The following is a 25,401-nucleotide window of genomic DNA, read 5'->3' on the forward strand; positions in this document are numbered from 1 at the left end:
TCAGTGGTGCGATGCGGGCCGGATCGGAACGATTGCGTTCAGCATGGCAGAACGTCGAGTGCGCATCCGCACGGCGGGAGCGGCGACGGTGCACGAGACGTGTCGTGAGCCGACCGTCGGCCCATCGACCCGGTGAGGGCTACGCGCAGAGGAAAGTCTGAGCCAGGACGGTCAGGGCCACGGAGGGGCCGAACGAGAGCTTCGTTCCGTCGACGGTGACCTTCACGTCTTCGTCGTCGACGCCGTCCGCGATCTGGGTGCACACCGACTGTCCCGCCGCGACGAGAGCATCGTCCGACGCGGTGACGACGGTTGCTTCTTGTCCGAGCTGGTTACGCACCTGCGCGACGAACGTGTCGGGCCCCGGCGTGACATCGCTGTGGGTGACCTCGGCGGTGGAGTCGCCGAGTTCGATGGTGGAGTCGCCGTTCGTGATGGTGCCTCCGGTGATCGGCGTCGAGGATGCCGTCTGACCGGGGGTGGTGGAGACCACGATCGTCTCTTGTGTGCTGGTGCTCGTGCACCCGCTGAGAAGCACGATGCTGGCCGCGACCGCGAGGACGCCTGCGTAACGGTCCATATCCAGAGATTAGCGAAATCGCATTCCGGTCGAACCCACGTTCGTCGCCCCACTGACACGTGTCTGAGTCATTCTTCGGGGTGCCAGTAGGCTTCCGGCATGACCGACCGCGCGGTGCCGAATCTGCCGTCTCGCGACTTCGATGAGACGATCGCGTTCTATGGGGGGTTCGGATTCGGGCTGGCTCATCGGAATGAAAGCTGGCTGATTCTCCGCCGTGGGGAACTCCAGTTGGAGTTCTTCCCGTTTCCCGATCTCGTGCCCGAAGAGAGTTCTTTCATGTGCAGCGTCCGCGTCGATGACGTTGACGAGCTGTACCGGCAAATCAAAGAGGCCGGCGTCGCCGAGGAGACCTCGGGGCGTCCGCGGCTGCTTCCCGTGCAGGTGCAGCCCTGGGGGCAACGAGCAGGATTCCTCATCGACCGCGATGGGACGCAGCTGCATCTAATCGAGAACATCGCTTAGCGCTGTTCCACGCCCTGGGTGTTGCTGGCCGCGTGGTCGTCGACTCCTCCGGGAATGAGGCAATCCTCTCCGGTCACGCGGAGCGTCGATGTGACCTCATTCGTCTGTGATGCGAGCTGCAAGTACGACCTGGGCGACGTGCTGGACTGAGGGGTGGTCTTCCTGCCCTCGGTGTCGAGCACGACGGAGCGTCGCCCCAGGGCTGCCCACCTCGGTCGTCCACTCGTTCCACCCGCGCGAGGAAAGACCGACCGGTCGGGGCCGCAGCTATGCGAGTTCTCGTACGAAATCCTGAGTAAGCGTCGCCAGGAACGCATGGTGGTCGAGGCCGGGTGTCGGTGACACGTTCGGAGGCAGCGAACTGAGGAAATCGAGATGGCCGACACCGGGGTAGGTTCGCACGCTGATGGTGGCGGGGGCAGCGCGCAGGACATCCACGGTTGACGGAGGCGTCACCCTGTCTGCCGCTCCCGTCATGACGACGACCGGAACACGGAGTCGATCGAGCGCACCCGGCGCGCGGAACCAGCCGAGCGTGGGAGCTAACGCGATCACCTTCGAGACGCGAGGTTCGACGGGCACCGAGAGGCGATGCCCGTCTCTGCTCCACGGTTGCGCTCCGGCCAGGCAGAGTGCGGCCCATCCTCCTACCGAATGCCCGGTGGCGACGACGGGCACATCCTCGCGGCCGGTTTCCCTCAGCACTTCGGCGAGGCTGATCGCGCGTTCTCGAACCTGGCCATCCGTCACGGTCCTGACGTCGAAGCGTTCATGCACGGGGGCGGCGACGATGAACCCGGCATCCCTCGCTGCGGTGATGAGCGCTCCGTAACGAGCGGGGTCTCCACCGGCACCCGGGGCGAACAGGACGACTCCACGCGGGTCTCGATCGGGAGCGATGATCACGACAGGAGCGTAGCTTCTGGCCGCGAACTCGGGGGCTGCTATTGTGAGCCCGGCTCTGCTCGGGGCCGCTGGCTCTTGGGGGATAAGCGTGCACCGTCTGGGCAGAATGACCGTTGTCAGCGCCGTGATCACTGGCTCGCTGGTCACCACCCTTCTCGCGGGTACCGCGGCATCGGCGGCACCGGGACCGGACGACGATGGGTCCGACACGCTCTCGGGACGCCTGCTGCAGGTCACTCAGCTCGACCTGTCGGACGACCCCGCAGAAGCATCGCGGCAGATCGACGAGCAGTCGGTGACCCTCGGCACCGTCGACGGCGGGCCGGCGAGTCTGCAGGTCTCCCCCGGCGGTATCGCCGTGACGATCTACTACACGACACCGCCCACCGACGGCGATCTCGCTGCCATCCGCGAGCTCGGCACCGTCGACGACGTGGCGGCGAAGTATCTCGTCGTCGACGCGACGATCCCGGCCGCAGCGCTGGCGACGGTCGCCGCCCTTCCGAATATCGCCTATGTCCTCGAGAACATCGCCCCGACGACATCGGGGGTGAGCCGCGACATCGTGGGCGCCCGAGCAGAAACGACCTCGGCCGCGCGTCCGACCGACTCCTGCCGCACCATCGAAGCCAACCTGGCCGAGCCCCTGAACGTTCCCTTCGCGCGCGAGCTTTACGGCGTCGACGGCACGGGGGTGAAGATCGGGATCATCTCGGACTCCTACGCGACACGGACAGACCCCCTGAGCACGCCGGAACAGGACATCGCCGCCGGGCTCCTTCCCGGTGACAGCAACCCGTGCGGTTACGCACAGCCGGTGCAGGTCGTCAAAGAGAGCCGTCAGGCCGGATCCGACGAGGGGCGTGCCATGGCCCAGCTCGTGCACAGCATCGCGCCGGGGTCGACCCTTCTGTTCGCCAGCGGATCCGGTGGGCAGGCGGGGTTCGTCGACGCCGTGGACGCGTTGACACACGCAGGCGCCGACGTCATCGTCGATGACCTCGGGTACTCGGGCGAACTGATGTTCCAAGACGGCCCGGCCTCGAACGCCCTCTCAGACGCCGTCGCCGACGGCATCCCCTTCTTCACCGCCGCCGGCAATGACACGTCGTTCGCCAGTGTGGGACCGAGTACCGGTCACGTCATCTCGTCGTGGGAGACACCTGAGTACCGTCCCACAGACTGCCCCCCGTCCGTGGCGGCCTACCTTCGCGACAACGAGATGACCGGGGACTGCCTCGACTTCAGCCCCTCCGAACAGGCAGACCCGACCGACACCCTGACGTACCCGAACCTGCATAACCAGGCGAACCCGTCGGCGACCATCATGCTGCAGTGGGCGCAGGCCATCAGGGCGTCCGACACCCAGCTGATGGCAGCCGTGCTCGATTCCGACGGGAAGATCCTTCGCATCACTCCGTCGCAGCCTCTCGGACTGCCCCTGCAGACGCTGGCTTTCGAACCCGATCAGGGCGACCTCCGCACCGGGGGCGAATACGACTTCGTCGTCGTTCGCAACACCACCGACGGCATCCCTGCATCTCTTCCGCGTGTGAAGGCCATCTTCACCGGAAGCTACCTTCGCGGCGCCGAGTACTTCGAGAACACGGGGGGAGACATCGTCGGCCCCTCCATCTACGGGCACGCGGGCACGCCGTCGGGCGTCAGCGTGGTGGCGGCCAACGCCGCCGACCCCTCCGTCATCGAGCTTTTCAGCGGCACCGGGCCGCTGACCCTGTACTTCGAGCCCTTCCCCAGCACGAAGGCCCTGCCGCAGCCGATCGCCGGGGCGCCCACCCTGACGGGCCTCGATGGTGTCTGGACCAACTTCTTCGGCACTCCGGTGCCGGACGAGCCGGGAACCTACTCCTTCACCGGTACCTCAGCGGCGGCTCCGTCCGCCGCGGCAGTCGCGGCCCTGGGGCTGCAGAAGAACCCCGACCTCACCCCCGCTCAGGTGACCGCGGCCCTCACCTCGACCTCTCGAGAAGTTCCGTTCATCTTTCCGGGTGTCGAGCGCAAAGACGTGACGGGATCCGGTCTCGTCGATGCCGCGGGGTTCCTTTCCGTGCTCCCCGCGCCGACTCCCACTCCCACCCCGGTTCCCCCGACGCCCGTCCCCCCGACACCGGTACCGACACCGACACCTGTACCGACACCCACCGACACGCCCCTCCCCCAGCCCACGTCGACGGCCGTTCCCGTGCCGAACGACGCCGGGGGAACACGCGAACTCGGACGCACCGGCACGTCGGCAGACGGCGCCCTCACCGGCGGCGTTCTCGGCGCGCTGCTCATCGTCGGCGGACTCGGGGTGGTTCTCCTGCGTCGCGGCCGCACGGGCCGTCCCCGTCTGTGACGCCCCTCGCGTCGGTCGGGTCGCTCAGCCGTCCGACGCGGGGTTCTTCGCACGAGACGGCTGCACGCGCGGCGGCTCCCCCGGCATCTTGGGGAACTCCGGCGGGAAGGGCAGTTCGCCGAGGCCGTCGTCGAGGTCGCGCTGCCACCACTCCAAAAGCGTGTCGATGCGCCCGGGCTTCTCGGCGAACCCCGCCCACGGATCACCGACGGATGCCAACCGCTCGGGAATGCTGCGCACGGTGAACGCGAGCGGGTCGAGGCCGTCGAGCTCGTCCCACTCGACCGGCGTGGACACGGTGGCCGTCGGCAAAGCGCGGGGCGAGTAGGCGCCGGCCATCGTGCGGTCGCGGTTCGCCTGGTTGAAGTCGACGAAGATGCGCTGGCCGCGCTCCTCTTTCCACCAGCTCGTGGTCACGGCATCCGGCATCCGTCGCTCGAGTTCCCTGGCCGCGGCGATGACCGCGTGTCGCACGTCGAGGAACTCGTGGGTCGGCTCGATCGGGCAGAACACGTGCAGACCACGGTTGCCGCTCGTCTTGATCCACGCCTCGAGCCCGGCCTCGCGCAGCACCGTGCGCAATTCGTGCGCCGCGGTGACCGCTTCGGCGATCCCCGTGCCCGGCTGCGGGTCGAGGTCGATGCGCAGTTCGACGGGATGGTCGGCGTCGCTCGCGAGCGAGGCCCACGGATGGAACACGATCGTGTTCATCTGCGCCGCCCACACGGCCGAGCCGATCTCACCGAGGAAGAGCTGCGGATGCCGCCGCCCGCTGTTGTAGGTCACCGTCACGGCCTCGACGAACGCCGGCGCCCCCTTGGGCGGGTTCTTCGAGAAGAACGCCTCGCCCCCGACGCCCTCGGGAAAGCGTTCGAGCGACACCGGCCGATGCCCGTTCGCCGCGATGAAGGGGTCGGCGACGGCGATGAGGTACTCGGCGAGTTCCCGCTTGGTGATGCCCACCTCGGGCCAGAGCACGCGATCGGGGTTCGAGATGCCGATCTCGCGGTCGCCCTCGGGACCCGGCACGGTCAGCGTGATGCGGGGGGATGCCATGCCCCGACGTTAGTGCGCCGGAGCCGTCGGCGTCTCCCCCGTTGCGCTCAGCGTGAGGTGCCCGTGTCCAGCCCGGGGTCTCGGCATCCGGTCTCGGTTTACGCTCAGATCATGACTTCCGCCGCCGCCCGTAAGGCCCTCGACATCGCCGACTGGCGCCGCCGCGTGTTCGCTCTGTACGACGCCGTGCGGCAAGCCGAGGATCCCGAAGAGGCGCACGAGCTCTGGCGCATCGAGCGTGACGCGCTGTTGGCCGATCACCCCGCCACTCCCCTGCTACCGGAGCAGCGCGAGGGCTTCGTCGGCCTGCCGATCGCCCCGTACGACGCCGCCTGGCGGTTCGAGGTTCCGCTGCTCGACGCCGATGAGGCGTCGTTCGTCGCCACGACCGGCACCGACGGCGAGGTCGAGTTCGAGCGCATCGGCCGCGTCGAGCTGCCCGACACCGGCTCTCTCGACGTGTGGCGGCTGACCTCGTACGCCGGAGGGCTGTTCATCCCCGTCCGCGACGGCTCCGCCGGGCGCCCGGGCGGCACGTACGGCGGCGGTCGCTACCTGCTCGACACCGTCAAGGGCGCCGACCTCGGCCAAGGCTCCGCGCCCGACAGCCTCGTCATCGACTTCAACTTCGCGTACAACCCCTCGTGCGCCTACGACCCGATGTGGGCCTGTCCTCTGGCCCCGGCGGGCAACGTGCTCCCGGTCGCCGTGCCGGTGGGCGAGCTGTACGGGGTCTGAGCCGGGCCGGCGCGATCCCCGGTGGCCGCGCGGGATCCCTCGGCCATCGCGGGACGGATGCCAAAGCCCGGCGCCGCTGAAGCGATGGGCGGTCCACTGCACCAGGGAACCCAGACAGCAACGACGACGGGCCGCCTCCGAAAGGAAGCGGCCCGTCGTCGTCGAGAGATCAGGAGGTCGGCGCGGTGTCTTCCGCCGCCAGGGCGATCACGGGAGCGAGCTCGTCGCGCGTGAGGCGGATCCAGGGGCCGGCCGGGTCGATCAGCACGCCGGTGAGCTCCGCGTCGCCGGCGAGGGCCTTCGCCAACTGCAGCGGCTTGACCGGCAGGGGCTGGTCGCCGCGGCCGAGCGCGAGCAGCTCGAGCGGGTGCGTGAACACCTCGAGATAGCGCTCGCCACCGGCTGAACGCGACTCGGCGACACCGACGGGTCCGCCCTCTTCGGTCTGGGCGACGGCGATCCACATCGGCGCCTCGGCCACCATGGCGTCGACGATCGTGGATGCCGTGGTCTCATCGCGCGTCTCGCACAGGGCCGTCTTGATCCGCAGTTCAGGGTCGACCTCGGCGACCATGCGCTCGAGCAGCGCCTTGGGCAGCACGGCACGGTTGTCGCCCGAGGCCGGGTCGAGCACGATGCCGGCGTACGAGCCGCCGAGCACGTGCTGCAGCAGCGCCATCACGGGCTGACCCATCGCCGAGGTGTCGTGGTCGCCGTCGGCCTCGACGCTCGCGCGCAGGGCCATACCACCGCTGTAGGCGAGCACGAGCTGCTCGTCGCCGCGGTTGGCGACGGCCAACGGAAGGTCTTTGCCCTCGGCGAGCAGGGCGCGCGCGTCACCCTTCACGCGCAGGAAGACGTGCCCCTGCAGGAGCTGACGGGCGACGTTGAGCAGCTGCGCGGGCTCGGGCTGGTCCTTGATCTCGGCGAGGGCGATCCCCAGCAGAGCGTTGTCGCGCAGACCCTGCACCGTCTCGGGAGCCTCGGGGGCTTCCATCGGTCCGGGCTGGCGGGCGGACGGCCGCGCCGAGAGGGGAGGCGCCGAAGGGTTTTCGGGACCGGCACCCACACCCCGGAACGACGACATCGAAATGCCGACCGTGGGGGCGGCGGGGGCCTGCTGGGCGGCGGGGGTGGCGTCGCTCGGACCGGCGGGGTCGACGGGCTGCTCGCCCGGTTCGATGGTGCTGTCGGGCCGGTCGGCCGATGCGTCGTCGGAATCGGACTTGTTGCGGCGCGAGAAGAGGGCCATTGTTCCAGCCTATCCGGGCGGTCCCTGTCGCGGGTCCGGCCGGCCCGACCGCGACCTCGCCCCGTCGTGGTCTGAGATGGCGCGGCGTGGTCCGACGCCGCGCCGGTTCACACCTTCGCGATCGGCGCGATCTTCACCAGCAGCTTCTTCGGCCCCACCGTGTCGAAGCGCACGTGCGCCACGCGCTTCGCGCCCTCGCCGGTGACGGCGTCGACACGCCCCTCGCCGAAGTCGTCGTGACGGATGCGATCTCCCGCGGCCAGCACCAGGTCGCCGTTGTCGCGCACCTTCGCCGGAATGCGGTTGGGGAACTTGCTCGGGTCGGCCGGCGCACGCTTGGGAAGCGGTACGAGGTCGTCGCCGTAGCGGTTGCCCCCCGAGCCGCCCTGACCGGCCCATCGGCCGCCGCGCGCGTTCAGCGCGCGCGACTGCGAGCCACCTCGACCGTTGACGTCGCCCGGCGACTGACGCCAGTCGATGAGGTCGGCCGGGATCTCTTGCAGGAACCGGCTCGGCATGGCCACGGTGACCTCGCCGAACTGGGCGCGGGTCATCGCGAGCGAGACGTGCAGGCGCTTGCGGGCTCGCGTGATGCCGACGTAGAAGAGGCGGCGTTCCTCTTGCGGACCGCCCGGCTCGTTGGCCGAGATGCGGTGCGGCAACAGGTCTTCTTCGACGCCGGTGAGGAACACCGCGTCGTACTCGAGGCCCTTCGCTGTGTGCAGGGTCATGAGCGAGACCGAGCCCGACGCGTCGTCGAGGTCATCGGCATCCGCCACCAGGGTGACCTCGGTGAGGAAGTCGATGATCGTGCCCTCGGGGTTGTTGCGGGCGAACTCGCGCGTCACCGCGACGAGCTCGTCGAGGTTCTCGAGGCGCGCTTCGTCTTGCGGGTCGCGGCTGGCGCGCAGGGCGTCGAAGTAACCGCTCTTGTTCAGGAGCAGCGTGAGTCCCTCGGTGACCGACGTGGAGGGAGCGAGTTCTCCCGATGCCGGCAGCATGATCGCCGTGGCCTCGGTGAGCACCGCATCGAGCTGGTCGATGGCCTTCTGCAGCTTGGGTCCGACGCCGATCTGCGCCGAGTTGGCCAGCGCATCGCGGAAGGTGATGCCGTGCTCGGCGGCGTAGCGGGCGATCGCGGTCTCGGTGACATCGCCGATGCCGCGGCGCGGACGGTTGAGGATGCGGCGCACGGCCATGCCGTCGGCGGGGTTGGCGACGGCGACGAGGTACGCGAGGGCGTCCTTGATCTCGGCGCGCTCGTAGAACTTGGTGCCGCCCATGATCTTGTACGGCACGGCTGAGCGGATGAAGATCTCTTCCAGCGCACGCGACTGCGAGTTGGTGCGGTAGAACACCGCGACACCGGAGTAGTCGACGCCCTTCTTGTGCAGGGATTCGATCTCGTCGGCGACGAACTGCGCCTCGTCGTGCTGCGAGTACCCGGTGAAGCCGATGATGGGGTCGCCCGCGCCGACGTCGGTCCAGAGTTTCTTCTCTTTGCGGTCGAAGTTGTTCGAGATGACCGCGTTGGCCGCCGACAGGATGTTCTGCGTCGAGCGGTAGTTCTGCTCGAGCAACACCACCTTGGCGCCCGGATAGTCGCGCTCGAACTCGCTGATGTTGCGGATGTCGGCGCCGCGGAAGGCGTAGATCGACTGATCGGAGTCACCGACGACGGTGAGGGACGCCGCATCTTCGCCGACGGGTTCGGCCTCGAAGATCATCATTCCGCCGCCGGCCGACATCGGCTCGGCGTCGGATCCCGGGGGCCGCGTCAGTTCGTGGATGAGGGCGTACTGCGCGTGGTTGGTGTCTTGGTACTCGTCGACCAGGATGTGCCGGAACCGCTTGCGGTACACGTCGGCGACCTGCGGGAAGGCGCGGAAGAGGTAGACCGTCTGCGCGATGAGGTCGTCGAAGTCGAAGGCGTTGGACCGCTGCAGTTCGCGCTGGTACGAGCCGAAGATCTCGACGAAGACGCGCTCGGCCGGGTCGCTCATGTTGGCCGAGCGGGCGTACGACTCGGCGTCGGCGAGCTCGTTCTTGAGCTTCGAGATACGGCTCTGCGTCCCGGCGGGAGTCAGGCCGAACGAATCGCCCTCGTGCTCTTTGACCAGTCGCTTGATGAGAGCGCGCGAGTCGCCCGAGTCGTAGATGGTGAACGCCTTGGTGAAGCCGAACTGCTCGGCCTCGCGCCGGAGGATGCGCACGCACGCCGAGTGGAACGTCGAGATCCACATGCCGTCGGACTTCTGCCCGATGAGCTGGTGCACGCGCTCGCGCATCTCACCCGCGGCCTTGTTCGTGAACGTGATGGCGAGGATCTGGCTCGGATACGCCTCGCGCGTGCGCAGCAGCGAGGCGATGCGCCGGGTGAGCACGCTGGTCTTGCCCGATCCGGCGCCGGCGACGATGAGCAGCGCCTGACCCCGGTAGGTGACGGCATCGCGCTGGGGACCGTTGAGTCCCTCGAGCAGGTCGGCGTCGGGGCGGGCGTCCGACGGCGCGGACCCGCCGACGATGAGGGGCGTAGTGGAGGCGTCGGTCATGGCGGGTCAAGTCTAGGCGGGGCCTCCGACATCGGCCCTCCGAGCCGGCCGCGGGGCTCCCGCGATGTCGCGAGACCCCCGCCCCGGCGAAACGTTACGCCCGCGCCTCGCCCGCCGCCCCCGACGACAGCAGCGACTGGGCGCGCGAGTAGTGCTCGGCATCCACCGTCACGTCCCACCGCTCGGCTTCGAGTCCCTGCACCGACGAGAAGTCGCGGCGGCCGCCGGTGAACGCGTGACCGGCGAAGCCGAACACCGCACCCCACACGGCGCCGAGAACAAGGCCCCAGACCAGCAGGCCGAGGAATCCTCCGGGGGTGAGCAGCCCCAGCAGCACGCCGATCATCAGGCCGAACCAGGCACCGGAGGCGGCGCCCAGACCCGCCGCGCGTCCGCGGGTCAGGCGGCCGGTCACCTGCTCGACGATGCGCACGCCGTGCCCGACGATCGCGGTGTGCTCGACGGGGAAGCCGGCGTCGGAGAGGCGGTCGACGGCCGCCTGCGCTCCGGTGTAGTCGCTGAAGCTCGAGAGTGTGCGGCGCTCGGGGGTGGCGCGGGTGACGTCGGTCATGGGGGTTCCTCTCCCTCGGATGGGCCTCACGCTAGCCCTCCGCGTCTCGACGGGCGGGGCGCTTGCGCGTCGTCCTGCCCCTGGATAGGCCCGGGGCTGTCAAACCCCGGATGCCACACAGCCCGGCCGGTCATGATGGGGACATGCGCCTCATCCTCAACGTCCTCTGGCTCGTGCTCTCGGGCTTCTGGCTCTTCCTGGGCTACTTCGCCGCGGGGATCGTGCTGTGCATCTTCATCGTCACGATCCCGTGGGGCATCGCGGCGTTCCGGATCGGCCTGTACGCACTGTGGCCGTTCGGTCGCGAGATCGTGTCCAAGCCCACCGCCGGTGTGGGCTCGTTCCTGGGCAACGTCGTATGGGTCATCCTCGCCGGGTGGTGGCTGGCACTGGAGCACGTCGTCACCGGCCTGCTGCTCTGCGTCACGATCATCGGCATCCCGCTCGGGATCGCCAACTTCAAGCTCGTGCCGGTCTCGCTCATGCCCCTCGGCAAAGAGGTGCGCGAGCTCCGTCGCGGGGGTCCGTTCGACCGGTGATCCGCGCGTGGGCCGGCGCGCACGGCGGCTCACCCCGGCGCGTCAGCGTGCGGTGCGCTCGTACACCCGTCGGGGAAGGGCGAGCAGGATGCCGACGAGCGTGACGACCGCCCCGATCACCGCGGTGGTGATGACGAGCTCGACCGGGAAGGCTCCGTCCCGCGCGCCGGCGAAGCGCGCGAGGTCCCAGGGAAGCACGCCCACCTGCTCGTTCCACGACCGCAGCGCAGCACCCGCTCCCATGAACGCCACCGTGACCGCGGGGACCGCGCACCCCACGCCCATGCCGGCCAGGGCGATACCGGTCGCGCGACGGCGTCCGAGCTGGGGGCGGAGCGACCACCCGGCGGCGACGAACACCCAGGCGAGCAGGGCGAACGCCCCCGTCAGATAGAGCACCCGCACCGCGGGGATGGTCCACAACCCCGACCAGATGCCCTCGGAGCCCGACAGCGCCACCGCCGTCAGGGCGACGACGCAGCGCAGCACGAGCGCGCCGCCGACGGCCGCGATGATGGGCCACGGCGAGCGCTTGCCGAGCAGCAGCCGCACGACGATCGCGAAGACGAGCCAGCTGGCGATGGCCACGGCCGCGCCCCACAGGCCGTCGCGGGGCGTCTGCACGATGCGGGTCGCCACGAGCAGGCCGCCCGGAATGAGGATCATCAACCACCGGTCGAGCGGCAGCAGTCCGAGGCTGGACTCGCGGGCCCGCCAGGGTCGCGTCGACGCGATCCAGGTCGCGCGCGCGGCAGCGGCGCCGGGGCGACGCACCAGGCTGGTGCGGGCGGCGACCATGCCGATCACGACCCAGACGACCCCGAGCAGCAGCAGACCGCGGCCGAACCATTCGGTCGTCGCGTCCACGACGACGGGAGCGCGGGTGAAGGGATCGACCACGAACGACAGGATGAGGCCGAGCACGAGGAGTCCGCCGGCGGTGCTCAGCGCCAGAACGCCTCGCCCCGTCGTCGTCGCCATGCACCTACGTTAGCGGGCACTCCCGCGCGCTCCGACCGCGAAGACCGGGCCACCCGGGCCGCCCGTCGCGACCGCGGCGCGCGAGCGCGGCCACGAGGACCGGCGGTCAGGCCCGGTCGTGCAGAGTGACGTGGTATCCGTCGGGATCGGCGAAAGTGAACGTGCGGCCGAAGGGGCCGTCGATGGGGTCCGTGACGATGCGGTGACCGTCGGCGACGAGTGCGTCGTGGATCTGCTGCACATCGGTGGCGTGCAGCCAGACGGCTGCGCCGATCCCGGGCTGCGCCACACCGCTCAGGTCCGTCCCCGGCGCGAGGTCGCGCAGGGCGAAGGCGATCGGCGTCGTGGTGAAGACCACGGCGTGCGGGGGTCCCGCGGGTGAGCGCTCGAGTCCGAGGTAGCGCGCGTAGAAGGCGTGCGAGGCGTCGAGATCGCGCACCTGCAGGGAAAGGAAGTCGGGGCCGGTGACAGGCATGGAATCTCCTTGTGTGTCAGTTATCTGACATCCACTGTATGTCAGAATACTGACATGACGCAAGAGCGCATCGATCTGGACACCTCGCTGGGGTACCTGCTCAAAGAGGCGGCGAGCGCGCTGCGCTCCGCGATGGAGGACGTCCTGCGCCCCCTCGGCATGACGATCACGCACTACTCCTGCCTCGAGCTCCTCGCCCAGCGTCCGGGGTTGTCGAACTCCGACCTCGCGCGCGGGGCATTCGTCACGCGGCAGTCGATGAACGTGCTGCTCCAGACACTGGAGCGCGACGGCATCGTCGAGCGCCCGGACGCCGCTCCCGTCGGCAAGGCACTGCCCACGCGTCTCACCGCGCGCGGCCTCCGCTCCCTCGAGGCGGCGAGCGCTGCCGTGCGCTCGGTGGAACGTCGCATGCTCAGCGGAATGTCCGACGCCGAGCAGGCCGCCGCCCTGCACGCGCTGCGTTCGATGGTGCACGCGCTGCGTGGGTAGATCCGCCGCAGATTGTGTAACAATCTGTGCATGCTTCCCGCTCTCGCGGTCCTCGCCGCGGCCCTGTGCTTCTCGACCACGGGCACCGCGCAAGCGCTCGCGGGCGTCGACGCCTCTCCCCTCGCGGTCGGTGCCGCGCGAATCGTCGTGGGCGGCGGCATTCTGGGCCTGCTGGCACTGTTGCGCCGCCGATCACCCGAGGCGCAGCAAGCACCCACGGCGTCGTCGACCAAGACGGCCACCCTCGTCGCCCTCGCCGCAATCGGCGTGCTCGCCTACCAACCCCTCTTCTTCCTCGGCACCCGCGAGAACGGCGTAGCCATCGGCACGGTCGTCGCGCTGGGTTCCGCGCCGATCGCAACCGGAATCGTGGATGCCGTGCGCCTGCGTCGCGCCCCCTCGCCGCGCTGGATGCTCGCCACCGCCATCGCCCTCGCCGGTGTCGTGCTGGTGTCGGGAGTCACCGGCGGCTCGATCGCGCTCGCTCCGAGCGGCCTCCTCGCCTCGGCGGGCGCGGGAATGTCGTATGCCCTCTATACGGTGTGCGGCAAGGCGCTGATCGAGAGGGGGTGGGACTCCACCCGCGTTATGGGCACGGTCTTCGGTGTCGCCGCGGTGGCGAGCCTGCCGGTGCTGCTGGTAGCCGGGTCCTCTTGGCTGCTCACTCCCAACGGCCTCGCGCTCGCGCTCTGGCTCGGAGTGATCACGACGACGATCGCCTACCTGCTGTTCGGCTGGGGGCTCGCACGGCTGACCGCCGTCACGGTCTCGACCCTCACGCTCGCCGAGCCCCTCGCGGCGACGCTGCTCGGGCTGTTCGTGCTACACGAGCAGCTCACCCCGGTGGGAGCCGTCGGCCTCGCGCTCATCGCGGTGGGCCTCGCCGTGGTCTCGGTTCCGTCGCGTCGGCGCGAGGAGGTTCCGGATGCCACGGCTCGGGCGTGACGGCTCCGCGCGCGCCGCGGCTGGACGCGGTGGTGCCGGGCGGGACACCCGCGCCTCGACGGCACCCGGCCGCGCCATCGCGGACTCCCCCGGCCCCCGCGCCGCCGACCTCGTCGCCGACGCGGTGCGCTCCGGCATCCTGTCGGGAGAGCTCGCCCCCGGAACCCCGCTACGCGAAGAAGAGCTGAGCGCGACGCACGGCGTCTCGCGCCACACCGCTCGCACCGCACTCACCCGCCTGGCCGGCGAACGCCTCGTCACCGCCGAGCCCTATCGAGGCGTGCGGGTCTCGCTGCTCGACGATGACGCACTCATCGCGCTGCAGCAGCTGCGCTGCGCCCTCGAGACCGAGGCGTTGCGGATCGTGCGGGATCGCGGCATCCATCCGCCCGCTGTCGACGCGGCGCTCGACGCCCTCGCCGACGCCGAGACCTCGGGCGACTGGCCCGCCACGCTCGACGCGCACGCCCGCGTGCACCTCGCCCTCGTCGATGCCGCGGGCAGCCCGCGGATCGCCGAGGAGTACCGGCGCCTCGACTCCGAGATGCACCTGCTGCTCACCCACGTGCGTCCGGCGTACGCGCCAGGGACGCTGACGGCCGAGCATCGCGCCTACGTGCGGGCGGCGCTGGACGAGCCCGAGCGGGCCGTGCGCGCGCACCTCGACCACTCGACGCGGGCGATCATCGACGGGCGGCGCGCGCGCTGACGCGGGGTCGAGCGCCACACGGCGACATCTGTCGTCACTTCTCGCAACGCCCGCACCGCGCGTCCGCGGCCCGGGTTAGCGTGAGGGCACATCGCGGCGATCCGGGCGGTCCCGGGCCTCGGCTCATAACCGAAGGCGTGGCGGGTTCGACTCCCGCCGTCGCGTCCACTTCCGCACCACGGGCAGGAGAACGTCGCCACGCGTAGGCTATATCACGGAGGTATACCGTGACAGGGACTTTCGACCACAGCCGAGCGTCGCAGCTGGTGCGAGCCGCTCGCCTCGACCGGGGGATGTCTCAGGCCGATCTGGCGCGAGCCACGGGTATGAGTCAGCCCAATGTGGCGGCCGTGGAATCCGGGACGAGGAACCCCAGTGCAGACGCCTTCGAGCGCCTCCTCCGCGCCGCCGACTACCGGCCGAGTCTGGCCGTCGAAGAGCATGCCGGGGCGATCGTCGAGGCGGGACTGCGTCACGGGCTCCGTGACATCCGCGTCTTCGGCTCGGTGGCCACGGGAGCGGATCACTTCTCGTCGGACATCGACCTGCTCGCCCGCGTCGAGAGCGGGCGCGGCTATTTCGACATCGCGGCGTTCGTGAATGCCGTCGAAAAGCTCACCGGATTCTCCGTCGACGTGATCGTCGACGACGAGCGGCGCCCCGCATTCCTCGACTCGACACCGATGGCCGCGTTGTGACGGGTTCCGAGCCCGTGCCGGCCAAGCCCTTCACTCGTGCACCCCGCACCGATCGTCCGCGGAAAGACGTTTCGCAGGAGAACTTCCTGGACAGCGTCGACGCGATCGACGCGTTCCTCACCCACGCGACGAGCGGTGGAAGGGACGCATTCCAGCGCAACTCTCCCGCTCACGCGTCCGGCTCGATGGCGATCATCCGGGCGGCTGCGCTCTTCGAGACCGACGAGTTCGCCGACTTCCTGGCGACCACCCCGATTGAGGTGTTCACCGCCCTGAGGACGATGCGCAACATCGCCTCGCATTCCGGCTACCGCGCGATGAACGACGAGTTCTTCTGGGTCACTCTGACCACCGAGCTGCCTCCCCATGTGAACCGATGGAGGCTCGCAGCCCAGGCGTCGGCGTCAAGCTGAGCGCCGCCGCCTCGGAAGGCCCGGCGTTCGGAACCCGCGCCCACGCCGTGACCGGTGCCAGACTGGAGCGATGACCAGCCCCGCACCCCAGGACGTCCTCATCGGCAGCGAGAGCATTCGTCTGAGCGCGTTCCTCAAGTTCGCCGGCATCGTCGATTCCGGTGGAGACGCCAAAGAGGCGATCATCGACGGGTACGTCAAGGTGAACGGCGAAGTCGAACGCCAGCGCGGGCGACAGCTGCAGGTCGGCGATGTCGTGACGTTCGAGGGGCAGTCGCTCCGCGTCCAGCCGTGACGTCACCGCACCCCCTCTGACACGGGAAAGGCCCGCTCCCCCCGAAGGAGAAGCGGGCCCGGCAGGCGAGATCCCGAGCTCGTGACACGGGATGCCGCTCGGCTCAGCGGCGGATCAGTGCTCGTCGTAGTGGTCGGTGTGCAGCGAGTGGCGGTGACCGTCGTGCACGTAGTCGGCGTGGCCGTCGTGCTCGATCTTCTCGTGGCCGCAGTCGTCGCCGTGACGGTGCTCGTCGACGGTGTGCTCGGCCTTCGACTCGTGCTCGTCGTAGTGGTCGCCGTGCAGGGCGTGGTGGTGCGTGCCGTGCACGTAGTCGATGTGGTCGCCGTGCTCGATCTTCTGGTGGCCGCAGTCGTCGCCGTGGGCGTGCTCGTCGACGGAGTGCTCGGCGTGGGTTTCGGTGGTGCTCATTGTTCGTTCCCCTGGTCGTTCGGTTCCTGGACGTGGGCGATCGCATCGAGCACGACGTGCGCGACATGCTGGTCGGCGAGGGCGTATCGAATCTCTTTCCCCTCGCGCTCCGAGCTCACCAAGCCCGCCTGGCGCAGTGTCCGCAGGTGTTGCGACACCAACGGCTGCGACAGGCCCGCCTGCTCGGCGAGCACGCTCACCGTGAGCTGTTCGCGGCTCAGGAGCCACACGAGCGCGAGACGCGACTCGTTGCCCAGAACCTTGAACAGTTCCGCGGCTTCGTCGAGTCCCGCGATCTTGTCCACGGCATCCACTCGACCATACACATGCACGAATTGCAATGTGTTCAGGTTATTGGGAGCGATTCTCGTTCGCGTGCCGACGGCACGTCACGGCAGGTCGTCGCGGTCTCCGCTCGACCGACCCTCGCCGAACGCGGCCCGCATCCACGCCGTTTCGGCCGCCGCGCGGATGTCATCGTCGTCGCGTCGCCGTTGGGCGCGGCGCCCGATGCCGAGCCCCGCGCCCGCCACCGCGACACCGATCGCGATCCCCACAGCGAGCGCCCCGAGTTCCATGGGGCGATTCTACGAAGGCGTCACCCCTGACGCCCCTTGAAGCGCGGGTTCTGCTTGTTGATCACGAACACCCGACCGCGGCGGCGAACGACCTGCGCACCGGGCTGCTTCTTGAGTGACGCCAGCGAAGCGCGAACTTTCATGGGGATCCTCCTTGTTGATAACCGTTCTCACTAACACGGTAGGGTGTCGGGAGCCCCCTGACAAACGAGAGGTGGATGCCATGCCCCGCACGATCGCCATCCTCGGCGTCTGCGCACCGGAACGCCGGGCCTACGCCGAACGCACCGCTGCCGCGCTCGATCGCCCGCTGCACCTGCTGCGTTTCGCCGACCTCCGGTCCTCCCACGCCCTTCCCCACCCGCGGTCACGCCCGAGCACCGCGCACGCCGTCGTCGACCTCGGCACCGACGTCGACCTCATCCACGCGATCGCCTCGCGCGGCGGCGCTGAGGTCGAAGCGGTCTGCGTCGTCGACGCCCGGCACATGGTGGGCGACCTGCTCGACGAGGCGCCCCTCGTGGCATCCGCTCGTCCCGGCGACACCCGCGCCGACGTCGGTGCACGCGCGCGGCAGGCGGCCCTGGCCCTAGAGCTGGCGACACGCATCGTCTGGATCAACTGGGAGCAGGTGCCCACCGCGGCCCTCTCCGTGCAGATGGCACTCGCCTCGCACCTGAACCCCACCGCCGTGGTGCGCCTGTCGCGCGATCCGCTCAGCGACCTGCACTCGGAAGCTCCCCGCGACGGCGAGATCCTCGAGCGAGCGGGCTGGGTGCACGCCCTCAACGCCGAGCACGACCCCTACATGCGCGACAACCGCGTCATGACGGTGCGCTACGAGCAGCTGCGGCCGTTCCACCCGGCCCGCCTGTCGGCCGCGCTCGACCGGCTCGACGACGGCGCCGCCGGACGCCTCGTGCGCTCCGCGGGATTCTGTCGCCTGGCCTCACGCCCCGGCATCCTGGCGCGGTGGGAGCACGTCGGCTCGGCGATCTGGCTCGAACCGATCGGTGCCGACGACGGACTCATGGGCATGGGCCAAGAGATCGCCTTCACCGGCCTCGACCTCTCGGCGCCGAAGCTCGCGCACGTGCTCGACCGGGCCGCTCTCACCGACGACGAGCTCGCCAGCGGCCCCGCGGCCTGGGCGCTGTTCGACGACCCGCTGCCCGCCTGGCCCGCGGTGGAGTCGTCGATCCCCGATGCCACCGACTGACGACGACCTGTCAAGCCGGTTCACCGTGGCGGCCGCGTGGCGCAACGTGGCCGCATGAGCACTCCTGAGATCCCCTCCCGCCACTCCGACGACGCCCACGCCGACTCCGCCGCCCCCACCGACGCCGTGACCGACGAGGTGCGCGAAGACGCCGCCGAGTCCGAGGAACACGTCGAGCTCGACAACCACACGGGCGACGCGCTCGACGGCGACGCCCCGGCGGACGATCCCGGGTTCCCCGCCGCCGAGGGTCACGCCTGAACGCATCTGCGTGCGTGGCATCCTTCTTGCTTTTTGGGCGCCACCCCTGAGTCCGAGAGTTGATCACCCTCTACTCGCTCATCCCTCACCCCGGGCACGAATCCAGCACCACCTTCTGAGCGACTGCCAACTCCAATACTGTCCCCGCACAAGGCAGACGGACATTTGGAGGGGACATGACGAGATTTTTCGGACGCAAGTGGACGGTGACGGTTCTCGTGGCGGGAGTCTTGGCTCTCGCTCTTCCGTCCCCCGCCGCAATTGCGCAGTCGACCGCACCTCAGGCGGATGATTCTCGTGTAACCGTGGATCGCGCGGGCGTCATAACGCTGACGTGGAACTGCGATCAACTCTCGGAGTCAGATCGAGCCCGGGCGCTTCGAGAGGGTCTGACGATGTGTGGCCTCAATGAGACCCCCGGGCGATTGAGAACCATGGCAGCCAGCAATAACAACTGCGGAACGGCTTACATCTACACAAGCCAGGCCGGCGGAAGGGCGCGAGTTGATTATTCACTCCACTCCACGGCCGGAATCATCACAGGCCGGAACCTCGACATCTCGTGGGGACCTTCCTACAGCGGCGGCAAGAAAGACCTGGGGCCTTGGTGGGGCACAGGCTTCTACGGCAACAAGACTGACGTCGGTTTCGCGATGAAAGGTAAGAAATTCGGGGCATCGATGTCGGGATGGGTTTCCCTCGCAGGCTGGACAATCACCTGCGGTGTCTATGTACGAGAAGACCCTCGAACCCTCTGAACGACAAGAGTCGTGGGGGCCGTCGCGTTGTTGCGGCCGCCCCCACGATGCTGTGAGCTAGCGAGCGGCCGCCCGCATCCACGCTGAGAGCAACGGAGTCGTGTCGCTCACCCGGCGCACCGGCACCTCGACGTTCCTTGCGCTAGTCGAGTGCACAAAGACGGTGTCGCCGCCCACCAGCTGGCTCGATCGGTGCGCGAGAGGGTGGGAGCGGTCGAGAAGCGCCCCGAGCTCGTTCGCCGTGGTCGAGGATCCCCCAGCAATCACGGTGTGCGGTGGCGCACCGGCGACCTGATCCTCGACGCTGCGCCACAGCCCCACCCAGCCGTAGACCGGCCCGGGCTCAGCCAGAGGAAGGTTCACGAACATCGCGAGGTCGTTGCATCCCTGCAACGCGTATGCAACCACGGTCTTCTCGGACGCGACCGCCCGAAGCTGCTCTAGTCCTGCCTCGGTAGTCAAAAGCTTCGAGTGGTCGCTCATGAAACTACGTTAGCGGCCCACCCACCCCGACAAACCTGGGGTGAAACCGGTACAGTGCACGTTCTCGACGGACCAACTCCCGGGTGAAAACGAGGCTCACGCGAAGGTCGGGCGGCGCCCCTCAGCCGCTACGCGATCCTCGTCCCCGGCGGCAGGCGCTTCGCGGGCGTGCGCGTTCGCGAGATTCCCCACCACAGCAGCCCACCGGCGACCACCGCCTGCAGCAGCAGCCCCACGAACCAGCTCGGCGCGGTGCCCGCGAGTTGCTCCTCGGTGGTCGGGTAGTCGTAAGCGCTGCCCGCGGGGTCGGCGCAGGCGTCGTAGCGCGGCGCCGGGTCGGGCTCGATCTGCGCGAGGCGCACACCCGAGGCGATCTGCGAGAACAGGTCGGACGGGTAGCCGTCGCGATACGTCGGCGGCGTGGCATCCGCGAGGATCACGAAGGGGTTGGCCGCGAGCAGCCACCACACGCGGTCGAAGCGCGGGGTCTCGCCGTACGACCTCGATTCGACGCACTCGAGCTCGTCGTAGGTGGGGCACCCCGCCCCGGGACTCGGCGCGCCCGGGTCGCAGCCGGTGGGCACCGCGTTCCAGTCGACGTCGCGACTCACCGTCACCTGCGGCGTGCGCAGCGCGGCGCCGCCCAATCCGAAGGCGAGCAGCGTGCCGATGGTGAGCGCGGCGACCACCAGGTACGTGCTGGCCACCGAGAAGATGGGCCGCGCGACCACCGCGCTGAAACCCACCCCGATCGCCGCGACGATGCCCACCTCGAGGATCAGGATGCCGAGCGAGCTCACGATCACGCCCGGATTCAGCGCCCCGGCGAACGTCGACACGATGAGGAAGGGCACGGCCACGACGAGGAAGGCGAGACCGGAGATCCAGGCGGCCAGGAACTTGCCGATCACGATCTCGGTCGTCGTGGCGAGCGTCACCTGCACGGGAGCAAGGGTCGCGCCGTCGCGGTCGCCGTTGACCGCGCTGCCGCTGAGCGTGGGCGACACCAGCAGCACGAGCAGGAGCACGAGCATGATGACGAGCGAGAAGAACCACTCGTTGCCGCCGCTCCACAGCGAGAACGCGGCGAGCGAGAGCACCATGATGCCGAGCAGGATCGCGGCGAAGATCCCGAGCAGCACGTACCAGCCCACCGAGCGGACGCGCTGACGCAGCTCGATCCCGATGATCGTGCGCAGGCGGTGCGGGTTCATGCGCGGCTCCCCTCGTCGTCGCGGTCATCGGGCACGGCGGGCGCCGTCGGCCCCGGTGCGGCGGCGCCCGGCGGAGGCGGAGGCGGCGCCGACTCGGACCGCAGGTCGAGGAAGGCGTGCTCGAGATCACCCACGGCGGGAGCGAACTCCACCACCGGTAGGCCCGCGCCGACGAGAGCGCGCAGCCCCGCGACGGCACCCGCGTCGTCGGCGAACGGCACGAGAGCATCGCGCCGGTCGAGACCGATCTCGTCGCCGGAGCGGCCGAGGGCCGCCGCGATATCTCCGCGCGCCGCCTCGACCGACCTCGAGGAGTCGGTCGCCAGTCGCACGCGCCACCCCCGCACGCGCGTCGCCGCCGCCGCGATGCGGTCGCCCGCGACGGTGCGTCCGTCGACCAGGAACACGGCGTCGTCGACGACCTCTTCGAGCTCGGACAGCACGTGACTCGACATCAGGATCGTGCGTCCCTCGGCGGCCAGGCGTCGCAACAGCACGCGCAGCGCGATGCGCGCCTGCGGATCGAGACCCGAGGCCGGCTCGTCGAGCAACAGCACGCGCGGGTCGTGCACGAGCGCGCGGGCCAGAGCGAGACGCTGCTTCTGTCCGCGCGACAAGACGCGGGCAGGTGCCGCGGCGAGCGCGGTCAGGTCGACGAGCTCGAGCAGTTCGTCGGCGCGGGAACGCGCGGCGTCACGCGACAGGTCGTAGAGCTGCGCGGTCGCCACCAGCACCTCTCGCGCCGTCAGGCTGGGCCACGCGCCCAGGGAGTCCGGCATCCATCCGAGCACGCGTCGCACACCGGCCGGGTCGGCGACGGGGTCGATGCCGCCGATGCGCAGCTCACCGTCGTCGGGCCGCAGCAGAGACGCCAGCATGAGCATGAGCGTGGTCTTGCCCGAGCCGTTCGGTCCGACGAGTCCCGTCACGCGGCCCGGTGCGGCGGTGAACGTCACCTGCCGCACGGCGTGCACCGAACCGAACGACCGTCTCACTCCCGCGACTTCGATACCGGCTTCCATGGCCCCCACCCTAGAGGGGAGCTCCGACGTGCCTCGTCTCGCGATTCGCGGATGCCAGGACTCAGGATGCCGCCAGCGCCCGGCCGAGAGCGTCGCCCGACGACCACGCGGTGCGTACCGCCGCACTCTCTCCCCATGCATCACCGCAGGCCGAGAGCCCGGGCGAGCGGAAGAACGGCTCCCCGGTCGCCTCGACGGGTCGGGCGAAGGTCCAGCGGTGGGCGCGCGCGGCGACGGGATCGGCATCGATCCGCAGGAGTCGGCGGGTCGCCGCGACGACGGGCGCGATCGCCGCGTCGGGGTCGTCGAGGTGCCGTCGGGCGCGGTCGGCGGTGGTGTGCACCACGAGCACGGGAGCACCGTCGCCGCGACGATCGCCGTCGTCAGCGAGGAACGACACGTCGGCGTCGCCGTCGGCGAAGGCACCGTGCAGGTCGGCATCCCACTGCCTGTCGTCCCACCGGAGCATCACGGCGATGACCGGCTCCCAGTCCTGAGCGCCACCCGGAGCCTCACCCGTCAACCGCGCAGCCTGAGGGGCGGGCATCGCGAGCACCACCTCGCCGGCGTCGCGACCGTCGACACGGTACGGCTCGACCCGCTCGACGACGTGCTCCGACACCACGTCGAGCCCCTCGGCCAGGTCGAGCGTCAGCGAACGCGAGCCCAGCGGAGCCGCCCATCTCATCGGACCGGGCTTGGGCGTCTGCCCGCCGTCGGCGTCGATGACGGCGAAGGTGTCGGTCCAGGGGCGGGCGAGACCCCGTTCCTCCCAGTCGGCGACGAGATGGCCGAAGCGCTCCGCCTCGCCCACGACGAAGTACGACGCGCCGAGGTCGACCGCGCGCCCGTCGATCGTGCGGCTCGCCAGGCGCCCACCCACGCGGCGCCCCCGATCGAGCACGCGCACCGACCTCCCGGCATCCTGCACCGCTCGCGCGCACGCGAGCCCGGAGATCCCGCCGCCGACGACCGTCACATCCACTGTCATGCGGTCATCCTCCCGCGCCATGCGGGGCCGAGGGACGGGGTTGCGTCGGGACGCTCCCGGACTCGCGACCGCCACGGACCGGCCCAAACTCCTGAGAAACCTCGGCACGGCCGACGAACACCGGCGAGGACGGTGACCGCCGACCGAGAACTCAGGAGTTTGGCCCGCGTATGCCCGGGCGCACGCGCCGAGCCCGCTCCGCAGGGCGCTCGGCCGCCGTCCCGCACACGAGCGCAGCTCAACTCCGGAAGAACTCGACCCCCAGGTCGGGATGATCCACGAACACCCCGTCGAGCCCCGCGTCGCGCAGCACCGACCATTCCGCGCGGTGGTCGCCGAACGCCGCGGCGCCGCCGGGCCGCCGATACGCGCGCAGCAGGAACATATTCTCGGGACGGCATGTCCAAGTGAAGACGCGCAGACCGCGTTCCTGCGCCTCGGCCACGAGCGGCGCCGGACCGCGCGCGCGGCCCCAGCGGTCGGGGGCGAGGATGAGGCGCTTGTCGGGGCTGATGCCGTCGACCTCGGCGGCGAGCCCGTCGAGCCCCCGGGGGGTCAGCATCGCGGCGTACCCCGTGGCATCGGCGCCGTCGCGTTCCCGCAGGTCCCACGGCGCGCCGTCGGCCTCGATCAGCTGCACCAGCGGAACGCGGATGCCGAGGTCACGCAGCCGCGTGAGCACCAGCGGCTCGAACGACTCGATGACGAGGGAGTCGACGGCATCCGTCCATCCCGCCGTGCGCAGCTCGTCGCGTACGAGCTCGGCCATGTCGAAGCCGAGGCGGGCGAACGCGGCCGCGTGCTTGATCTCGAGCACCACCCCGACTCCCCCCTCGCGGGCGAGATCGAGCACGTCGCGCAGGCGCAGCACGGGCTCGGTGTCGTCGTGGGCGGCGCTGGCGGGACGGATCGCGGGGATGCGCTCCCGGCACCGGAGGGTCTGCAGCTCCGCCCAGGTGAAGTCCTCGGTGAACCACCCCTCGAGCCGCCCGCCATCGATCGTCTTCGACGTGCGCCGGTCGGCGAACTCGCGACGCGTCGCGACATCGGTCGTGGCACTGATCTCGTTCTCGTGACGCACGACGAGCACGCCGTCTTTCGAGGGGACGACGTCGGGCTCGACGGCATCCACTCCCGCGGCGATCGCTCGCGCGTACGAGCTGCGGGAGTGCTCGGGGAGGTACCCGGGGGCGCCGCGATGGCCGATCACGAGGGGCATTCCGTCACGCTAACGACGCCGGGTGAACAACGGGTCCGCTCAAAGCAGAATCCCAGTCAGCACAAGGAATCCCGCGGCCCCCTCGGCTAGTGTTGTCTGACAGCACGGTGCTGTGATCACCATCTTTGGAGTGTGAGTTCCCGTGGCCCTCAACAACCCGGCATTCAGCAACCCGGCGTTCCAGGACCCTCGAGCCGGTGGCGCCCAGACGCGCTACAGCCCGCCCCCGGCCGTCGATCCCGCCGCAGACGCGTCGATCGAAGGGGCGTACGCCGCCCCCGCGGCGAGCGCAGCCCAGACCGGTCGCATGACCGTCGAAGACACCGTCTTCAAGACCCTCGCCCTCTTCGGCATCCTCGTCGTCACCGCCGTCGTCGGCTGGATCTGGACGATGAGCGGCGTCAGCGTCGCCAACCCCAACCCGAGCGTTGCTCCGATGATCATCGGCGGCCTGGGCGGCTTCGTGCTCGCCATGGTCGCGATCTTCAAGAAGAAGCCGTCGGTCCCCGTGTTCATCGCCTACGCGGCGTTCGAGGGTCTGTTCATCGGTGGAATCTCGGCGTTCTTCGAGTTCATGCTGCCCGGCATCGTCGTGCAGGCGACCCTCGCGACCCTCTCGGTCGTCGGTGTGACCCTCGCCCTCTTCGCCAGCGGCAAGATCCGCGCCTCGAAGCGTGCCACCAAGATCTTCATGATCGCGATGGTCGGCTACCTCGTCTTCAGCCTGCTGAACGTCGGCCTCATGCTCTTCGGCGTGCTGCCCGACGGAATGGCGTTCGGTCTGCGCAGCGCCACCATCGCCGGCATCCCGATCGGTCTGATCCTCGGTGTGCTCGTGGTCATCATGGCCGCGTACTCGCTGGTGCTCGACTTCGACCAGATCCAGCGCGGCGTCCGCAACGGCGCCCCGCGCGTCTACGCGTGGGTCGGCGCCTTCGGCATCATGGTCACCGTCGTGTGGCTGTACGTCGAGATCCTGCGCATGATCGCGATCATCCGCGGCAACAACTGACGCACCGATTCACGATGAAGGGCCGTCCCGTTCGGGGCGGCCCTTCGTCGTCGCGTCGAGTCGCGGCATATCCCGCGCCGCCTTCCCGTTGAGCGTCCAGGACACGCCGCGCGACCAGGTCGACGTACGGCGTGTCCTGGACACTCAACGCCGGGGAGGAGCGCCGCAAGGGGTGCCGCGGCCGAGCGTCCCGACGCTAGCGTCGCG

The 25,401-nt window shown here is 69.7% G+C and carries 31 protein-coding genes and 1 tRNA gene; 15 read left to right on the forward strand and 17 right to left on the reverse strand.

Features of this window, described 5'->3' with window-relative positions:
* Window positions 1-139: 139 nt before the first annotated feature.
* Window positions 140-580, reverse strand: coding sequence for a DUF732 domain-containing protein (locus tag BJP65_RS05530; protein ID WP_070408490.1), 441 nt, complete (start codon window positions 578-580; stop codon window positions 140-142).
* Window positions 581-679: 99 nt separating this feature from the next.
* Here BJP65_RS05530 and BJP65_RS05535 point away from each other — a divergent pair, with 99 nt between their 5' ends.
* On the forward strand, window positions 680-1,045 hold the full coding sequence (locus tag BJP65_RS05535) for a bleomycin resistance protein (protein ID WP_070408491.1): 366 nt from the start codon (window positions 680-682) through the stop codon (window positions 1,043-1,045).
* A gap of 267 nt (window positions 1,046-1,312) precedes the next feature.
* On the opposite strand, the gene BJP65_RS16485 is transcribed toward BJP65_RS05535, so the two are convergent.
* Window positions 1,313-1,951, reverse strand: a complete 639-nt coding sequence (locus BJP65_RS16485) for a hypothetical protein (protein ID WP_156784823.1) — start codon at window positions 1,949-1,951, stop codon at window positions 1,313-1,315.
* 106 nt (window positions 1,952-2,057) lie between these two features.
* Here BJP65_RS16485 and BJP65_RS05545 point away from each other — a divergent pair, with 106 nt between their 5' ends.
* Window positions 2,058-4,310, forward strand: coding sequence for a S8 family serine peptidase (locus BJP65_RS05545; protein WP_070408493.1), 2,253 nt, complete (start codon window positions 2,058-2,060; stop codon window positions 4,308-4,310).
* 24 nt (window positions 4,311-4,334) lie between these two features.
* Here BJP65_RS05545 and ligD read toward each other — a convergent pair whose 3' ends face one another.
* Complete coding sequence (ligD, locus tag BJP65_RS05550; RefSeq protein ID WP_070408494.1) at window positions 4,335-5,366, reverse strand: non-homologous end-joining DNA ligase; 1,032 nt, start codon at window positions 5,364-5,366, stop codon at window positions 4,335-4,337.
* A gap of 111 nt (window positions 5,367-5,477) precedes the next feature.
* Here ligD and BJP65_RS05555 point away from each other — a divergent pair, with 111 nt between their 5' ends.
* Window positions 5,478-6,104 (forward strand): DUF1684 domain-containing protein, encoded by a 627-nt coding sequence (locus tag BJP65_RS05555; protein ID WP_070408495.1) that lies wholly within the window; start codon window positions 5,478-5,480, stop codon window positions 6,102-6,104.
* Between the two features lie 169 nt (window positions 6,105-6,273).
* Here the strand turns inward: BJP65_RS05555 and BJP65_RS05560 are convergent, their stop codons facing one another.
* The 3 genes from BJP65_RS05560 to BJP65_RS05570 form a co-directional block, all read right to left on the reverse strand.
* Entirely contained in the window at window positions 6,274-7,356 is a 1,083-nt protein-coding gene (locus tag BJP65_RS05560) for an SseB family protein (RefSeq protein ID WP_070408496.1), read from the reverse strand.
* Window positions 7,357-7,463: 107 nt separating this feature from the next.
* Window positions 7,464-9,908, reverse strand: coding sequence for an ATP-dependent helicase (locus BJP65_RS05565; protein WP_055834088.1), 2,445 nt, complete (start codon window positions 9,906-9,908; stop codon window positions 7,464-7,466).
* A 94-nt stretch (window positions 9,909-10,002) separates the two neighbouring features.
* Complete coding sequence (locus tag BJP65_RS05570) at window positions 10,003-10,479, reverse strand: general stress protein (protein WP_070408497.1); 477 nt, start codon at window positions 10,477-10,479, stop codon at window positions 10,003-10,005.
* Between the two features lie 143 nt (window positions 10,480-10,622).
* Between BJP65_RS05570 and BJP65_RS05575 the strand changes: the two genes are divergently transcribed.
* Complete coding sequence (locus BJP65_RS05575) at window positions 10,623-11,018, forward strand: YccF domain-containing protein (protein ID WP_055936254.1); 396 nt, start codon at window positions 10,623-10,625, stop codon at window positions 11,016-11,018.
* Window positions 11,019-11,060: 42 nt separating this feature from the next.
* Here BJP65_RS05575 and BJP65_RS05580 read toward each other — a convergent pair whose 3' ends face one another.
* Window positions 11,061-11,999, reverse strand: a complete 939-nt coding sequence (locus BJP65_RS05580; protein ID WP_070408498.1) for a hypothetical protein — start codon at window positions 11,997-11,999, stop codon at window positions 11,061-11,063.
* Window positions 12,000-12,105: 106 nt separating this feature from the next.
* On the reverse strand, window positions 12,106-12,474 hold the full coding sequence (locus BJP65_RS05585) for a VOC family protein (RefSeq protein ID WP_070408499.1): 369 nt from the start codon (window positions 12,472-12,474) through the stop codon (window positions 12,106-12,108).
* A 54-nt stretch (window positions 12,475-12,528) separates the two neighbouring features.
* Here BJP65_RS05585 and BJP65_RS05590 point away from each other — a divergent pair, with 54 nt between their 5' ends.
* From BJP65_RS05590 to BJP65_RS05615, 7 genes are all read left to right on the forward strand, one after another.
* Window positions 12,529-12,966 carry a MarR family winged helix-turn-helix transcriptional regulator gene (locus BJP65_RS05590; protein ID WP_070408500.1) on the forward strand — a complete coding sequence of 146 codons (438 nt, stop codon included), beginning with the start codon at window positions 12,529-12,531 and terminating at the stop codon, window positions 12,964-12,966.
* 30 nt (window positions 12,967-12,996) lie between these two features.
* Entirely contained in the window at window positions 12,997-13,911 is a 915-nt protein-coding gene (locus BJP65_RS05595; protein WP_070408501.1) for a DMT family transporter, read from the forward strand.
* Window positions 13,892-14,620 (forward strand): GntR family transcriptional regulator, encoded by a 729-nt coding sequence (locus BJP65_RS05600; RefSeq protein ID WP_083285723.1) that lies wholly within the window; start codon window positions 13,892-13,894, stop codon window positions 14,618-14,620. The genes BJP65_RS05595 and BJP65_RS05600 overlap by 20 nt, the downstream gene beginning before the upstream one ends.
* 92 nt (window positions 14,621-14,712) lie before the next feature.
* A tRNA-Met gene (locus BJP65_RS16490) sits at window positions 14,713-14,788 on the forward strand.
* Window positions 14,789-14,913: 125 nt separating this feature from the next.
* Entirely contained in the window at window positions 14,914-15,318 is a 405-nt protein-coding gene (locus BJP65_RS05605; protein WP_070408502.1) for a helix-turn-helix domain-containing protein, read from the forward strand.
* Window positions 15,315-15,731, forward strand: a complete 417-nt coding sequence (locus BJP65_RS05610) for a hypothetical protein (protein WP_070408503.1) — start codon at window positions 15,315-15,317, stop codon at window positions 15,729-15,731. The genes BJP65_RS05605 and BJP65_RS05610 overlap by 4 nt, the downstream gene beginning before the upstream one ends.
* A 70-nt stretch (window positions 15,732-15,801) precedes the next feature.
* Window positions 15,802-16,026, forward strand: coding sequence for an RNA-binding S4 domain-containing protein (locus BJP65_RS05615; RefSeq protein WP_055834045.1), 225 nt, complete (start codon window positions 15,802-15,804; stop codon window positions 16,024-16,026).
* Between the two features lie 114 nt (window positions 16,027-16,140).
* On the opposite strand, the gene BJP65_RS05620 is transcribed toward BJP65_RS05615, so the two are convergent.
* The 4 genes from BJP65_RS05620 to ykgO form a co-directional block, all read right to left on the reverse strand.
* The gene (locus BJP65_RS05620; RefSeq protein ID WP_055936231.1) at window positions 16,141-16,437 is read right to left on the reverse strand and encodes a hypothetical protein; all 297 of its coding nucleotides are present in this window, start codon (window positions 16,435-16,437) and stop codon (window positions 16,141-16,143) included.
* The gene (locus tag BJP65_RS05625; protein WP_070408504.1) at window positions 16,434-16,742 is read right to left on the reverse strand and encodes a helix-turn-helix transcriptional regulator; all 309 of its coding nucleotides are present in this window, start codon (window positions 16,740-16,742) and stop codon (window positions 16,434-16,436) included. The genes BJP65_RS05620 and BJP65_RS05625 overlap by 4 nt, the downstream gene beginning before the upstream one ends.
* A gap of 84 nt (window positions 16,743-16,826) precedes the next feature.
* Window positions 16,827-17,015 carry a hypothetical protein gene (locus BJP65_RS05630; RefSeq protein WP_055834035.1) on the reverse strand — a complete coding sequence of 63 codons (189 nt, stop codon included), beginning with the start codon at window positions 17,013-17,015 and terminating at the stop codon, window positions 16,827-16,829.
* Window positions 17,016-17,035: 20 nt separating this feature from the next.
* Window positions 17,036-17,158: a type B 50S ribosomal protein L36 gene (ykgO, locus tag BJP65_RS05635; RefSeq protein ID WP_055834032.1), complete on the reverse strand. Its 123-nt coding sequence runs from the start codon at window positions 17,156-17,158 to the stop codon at window positions 17,036-17,038.
* Window positions 17,159-17,238: 80 nt separating this feature from the next.
* Here ykgO and BJP65_RS05640 point away from each other — a divergent pair, with 80 nt between their 5' ends.
* From BJP65_RS05640 to BJP65_RS16495, 3 genes are all read left to right on the forward strand, one after another.
* On the forward strand, window positions 17,239-18,234 hold the full coding sequence (locus BJP65_RS05640) for a GTP-binding protein (RefSeq protein ID WP_070409866.1): 996 nt from the start codon (window positions 17,239-17,241) through the stop codon (window positions 18,232-18,234).
* A 54-nt stretch (window positions 18,235-18,288) separates the two neighbouring features.
* Window positions 18,289-18,495 carry a hypothetical protein gene (locus tag BJP65_RS05645; RefSeq protein ID WP_055834028.1) on the forward strand — a complete coding sequence of 69 codons (207 nt, stop codon included), beginning with the start codon at window positions 18,289-18,291 and terminating at the stop codon, window positions 18,493-18,495.
* A gap of 434 nt (window positions 18,496-18,929) precedes the next feature.
* Window positions 18,930-19,253: a hypothetical protein gene (locus tag BJP65_RS16495; protein ID WP_156784824.1), complete on the forward strand. Its 324-nt coding sequence runs from the start codon at window positions 18,930-18,932 to the stop codon at window positions 19,251-19,253.
* Window positions 19,254-19,310: 57 nt separating this feature from the next.
* Here BJP65_RS16495 and BJP65_RS05650 read toward each other — a convergent pair whose 3' ends face one another.
* The 5 genes from BJP65_RS05650 to BJP65_RS05670 all read right to left on the reverse strand — a co-directional run bounded on the left by BJP65_RS05650 (window position 19,311) and on the right by BJP65_RS05670 (window position 24,182).
* On the reverse strand, window positions 19,311-19,736 hold the full coding sequence (locus BJP65_RS05650) for a hypothetical protein (RefSeq protein ID WP_070408505.1): 426 nt from the start codon (window positions 19,734-19,736) through the stop codon (window positions 19,311-19,313).
* A 128-nt stretch (window positions 19,737-19,864) separates the two neighbouring features.
* On the reverse strand, window positions 19,865-20,950 hold the full coding sequence (locus BJP65_RS05655) for an ABC transporter permease (protein WP_070408506.1): 1,086 nt from the start codon (window positions 20,948-20,950) through the stop codon (window positions 19,865-19,867).
* A complete protein-coding gene (locus tag BJP65_RS05660) occupies window positions 20,947-21,972 on the reverse strand; it encodes an ABC transporter ATP-binding protein (protein WP_070408507.1) in 1,026 nt (341 codons plus the stop codon). Before BJP65_RS05660 ends, BJP65_RS05655 begins: the two co-directional genes overlap by 4 nt.
* A 61-nt stretch (window positions 21,973-22,033) precedes the next feature.
* Window positions 22,034-22,963 carry an NAD(P)/FAD-dependent oxidoreductase gene (locus BJP65_RS05665; RefSeq protein ID WP_070408508.1) on the reverse strand — a complete coding sequence of 310 codons (930 nt, stop codon included), beginning with the start codon at window positions 22,961-22,963 and terminating at the stop codon, window positions 22,034-22,036.
* Window positions 22,964-23,201: 238 nt separating this feature from the next.
* A complete protein-coding gene (locus BJP65_RS05670; protein ID WP_070408509.1) occupies window positions 23,202-24,182 on the reverse strand; it encodes a glycerophosphodiester phosphodiesterase family protein in 981 nt (326 codons plus the stop codon).
* A gap of 142 nt (window positions 24,183-24,324) precedes the next feature.
* Between BJP65_RS05670 and BJP65_RS05675 the strand changes: the two genes are divergently transcribed.
* The gene (locus tag BJP65_RS05675; RefSeq protein WP_055834018.1) at window positions 24,325-25,194 is read left to right on the forward strand and encodes a Bax inhibitor-1/YccA family protein; all 870 of its coding nucleotides are present in this window, start codon (window positions 24,325-24,327) and stop codon (window positions 25,192-25,194) included.
* Window positions 25,195-25,401 lie beyond the last annotated feature (207 nt).

Origin of the sequence: Microbacterium sp. BH-3-3-3 (genome assembly GCF_001792815.1) — a bacterium.
Taxonomy (GTDB): domain Bacteria; phylum Actinomycetota; class Actinomycetes; order Actinomycetales; family Microbacteriaceae; genus Microbacterium.

Excerpts from the sequence above, each read along its gene's own strand:
- BJP65_RS05530 (WP_070408490.1), bottom strand. The coding sequence starts at position 580 with ATGGACCGTTACGCAGGCGTCCTCGCGGTCGCGGCCAGCATCGTGCTT.
- BJP65_RS05535 (WP_070408491.1), top strand. The coding sequence starts at position 680 with ATGACCGACCGCGCGGTGCCGAATCTGCCGTCTCGCGACTTCGATGAG.
- BJP65_RS05545 (WP_070408493.1), top strand. The coding sequence starts at position 2,058 with ATGACCGTTGTCAGCGCCGTGATCACTGGCTCGCTGGTCACCACCCTT.
- ligD (WP_070408494.1), bottom strand. The coding sequence starts at position 5,366 with ATGGCATCCCCCCGCATCACGCTGACCGTGCCGGGTCCCGAGGGCGAC.
- BJP65_RS05555 (WP_070408495.1), top strand. The coding sequence starts at position 5,478 with ATGACTTCCGCCGCCGCCCGTAAGGCCCTCGACATCGCCGACTGGCGC.
- BJP65_RS05560 (WP_070408496.1), bottom strand. The coding sequence starts at position 7,356 with ATGGCCCTCTTCTCGCGCCGCAACAAGTCCGATTCCGACGACGCATCG.
- BJP65_RS05565 (WP_055834088.1), bottom strand. The coding sequence starts at position 9,908 with ATGACCGACGCCTCCACTACGCCCCTCATCGTCGGCGGGTCCGCGCCG.
- BJP65_RS05570 (WP_070408497.1), bottom strand. The coding sequence starts at position 10,479 with ATGACCGACGTCACCCGCGCCACCCCCGAGCGCCGCACACTCTCGAGC.
- BJP65_RS05575 (WP_055936254.1), top strand. The coding sequence starts at position 10,623 with ATGCGCCTCATCCTCAACGTCCTCTGGCTCGTGCTCTCGGGCTTCTGG.
- BJP65_RS05580 (WP_070408498.1), bottom strand. The coding sequence starts at position 11,999 with ATGGCGACGACGACGGGGCGAGGCGTTCTGGCGCTGAGCACCGCCGGC.
- BJP65_RS05585 (WP_070408499.1), bottom strand. The coding sequence starts at position 12,474 with ATGCCTGTCACCGGCCCCGACTTCCTTTCCCTGCAGGTGCGCGATCTC.
- BJP65_RS05590 (WP_070408500.1), top strand. The coding sequence starts at position 12,529 with ATGACGCAAGAGCGCATCGATCTGGACACCTCGCTGGGGTACCTGCTC.
- BJP65_RS05595 (WP_070408501.1), top strand. The coding sequence starts at position 12,997 with ATGCTTCCCGCTCTCGCGGTCCTCGCCGCGGCCCTGTGCTTCTCGACC.
- BJP65_RS05600 (WP_083285723.1), top strand. The coding sequence starts at position 13,892 with ATGCCACGGCTCGGGCGTGACGGCTCCGCGCGCGCCGCGGCTGGACGC.
- BJP65_RS05605 (WP_070408502.1), top strand. The coding sequence starts at position 14,914 with ATGTCTCAGGCCGATCTGGCGCGAGCCACGGGTATGAGTCAGCCCAAT.
- BJP65_RS05615 (WP_055834045.1), top strand. The coding sequence starts at position 15,802 with ATGACCAGCCCCGCACCCCAGGACGTCCTCATCGGCAGCGAGAGCATT.
- BJP65_RS05620 (WP_055936231.1), bottom strand. The coding sequence starts at position 16,437 with ATGAGCACCACCGAAACCCACGCCGAGCACTCCGTCGACGAGCACGCC.
- BJP65_RS05630 (WP_055834035.1), bottom strand. The coding sequence starts at position 17,015 with ATGGAACTCGGGGCGCTCGCTGTGGGGATCGCGATCGGTGTCGCGGTG.
- ykgO (WP_055834032.1), bottom strand. The coding sequence starts at position 17,158 with ATGAAAGTTCGCGCTTCGCTGGCGTCACTCAAGAAGCAGCCCGGTGCG.
- BJP65_RS05640 (WP_070409866.1), top strand. The coding sequence starts at position 17,239 with ATGCCCCGCACGATCGCCATCCTCGGCGTCTGCGCACCGGAACGCCGG.
- BJP65_RS05645 (WP_055834028.1), top strand. The coding sequence starts at position 18,289 with ATGAGCACTCCTGAGATCCCCTCCCGCCACTCCGACGACGCCCACGCC.
- BJP65_RS16495 (WP_156784824.1), top strand. The coding sequence starts at position 18,930 with ATGGCAGCCAGCAATAACAACTGCGGAACGGCTTACATCTACACAAGC.
- BJP65_RS05650 (WP_070408505.1), bottom strand. The coding sequence starts at position 19,736 with ATGAGCGACCACTCGAAGCTTTTGACTACCGAGGCAGGACTAGAGCAG.
- BJP65_RS05655 (WP_070408506.1), bottom strand. The coding sequence starts at position 20,950 with ATGAACCCGCACCGCCTGCGCACGATCATCGGGATCGAGCTGCGTCAG.
- BJP65_RS05660 (WP_070408507.1), bottom strand. The coding sequence starts at position 21,972 with ATGGAAGCCGGTATCGAAGTCGCGGGAGTGAGACGGTCGTTCGGTTCG.
- BJP65_RS05665 (WP_070408508.1), bottom strand. The coding sequence starts at position 22,963 with ATGACAGTGGATGTGACGGTCGTCGGCGGCGGGATCTCCGGGCTCGCG.
- BJP65_RS05670 (WP_070408509.1), bottom strand. The coding sequence starts at position 24,182 with ATGCCCCTCGTGATCGGCCATCGCGGCGCCCCCGGGTACCTCCCCGAG.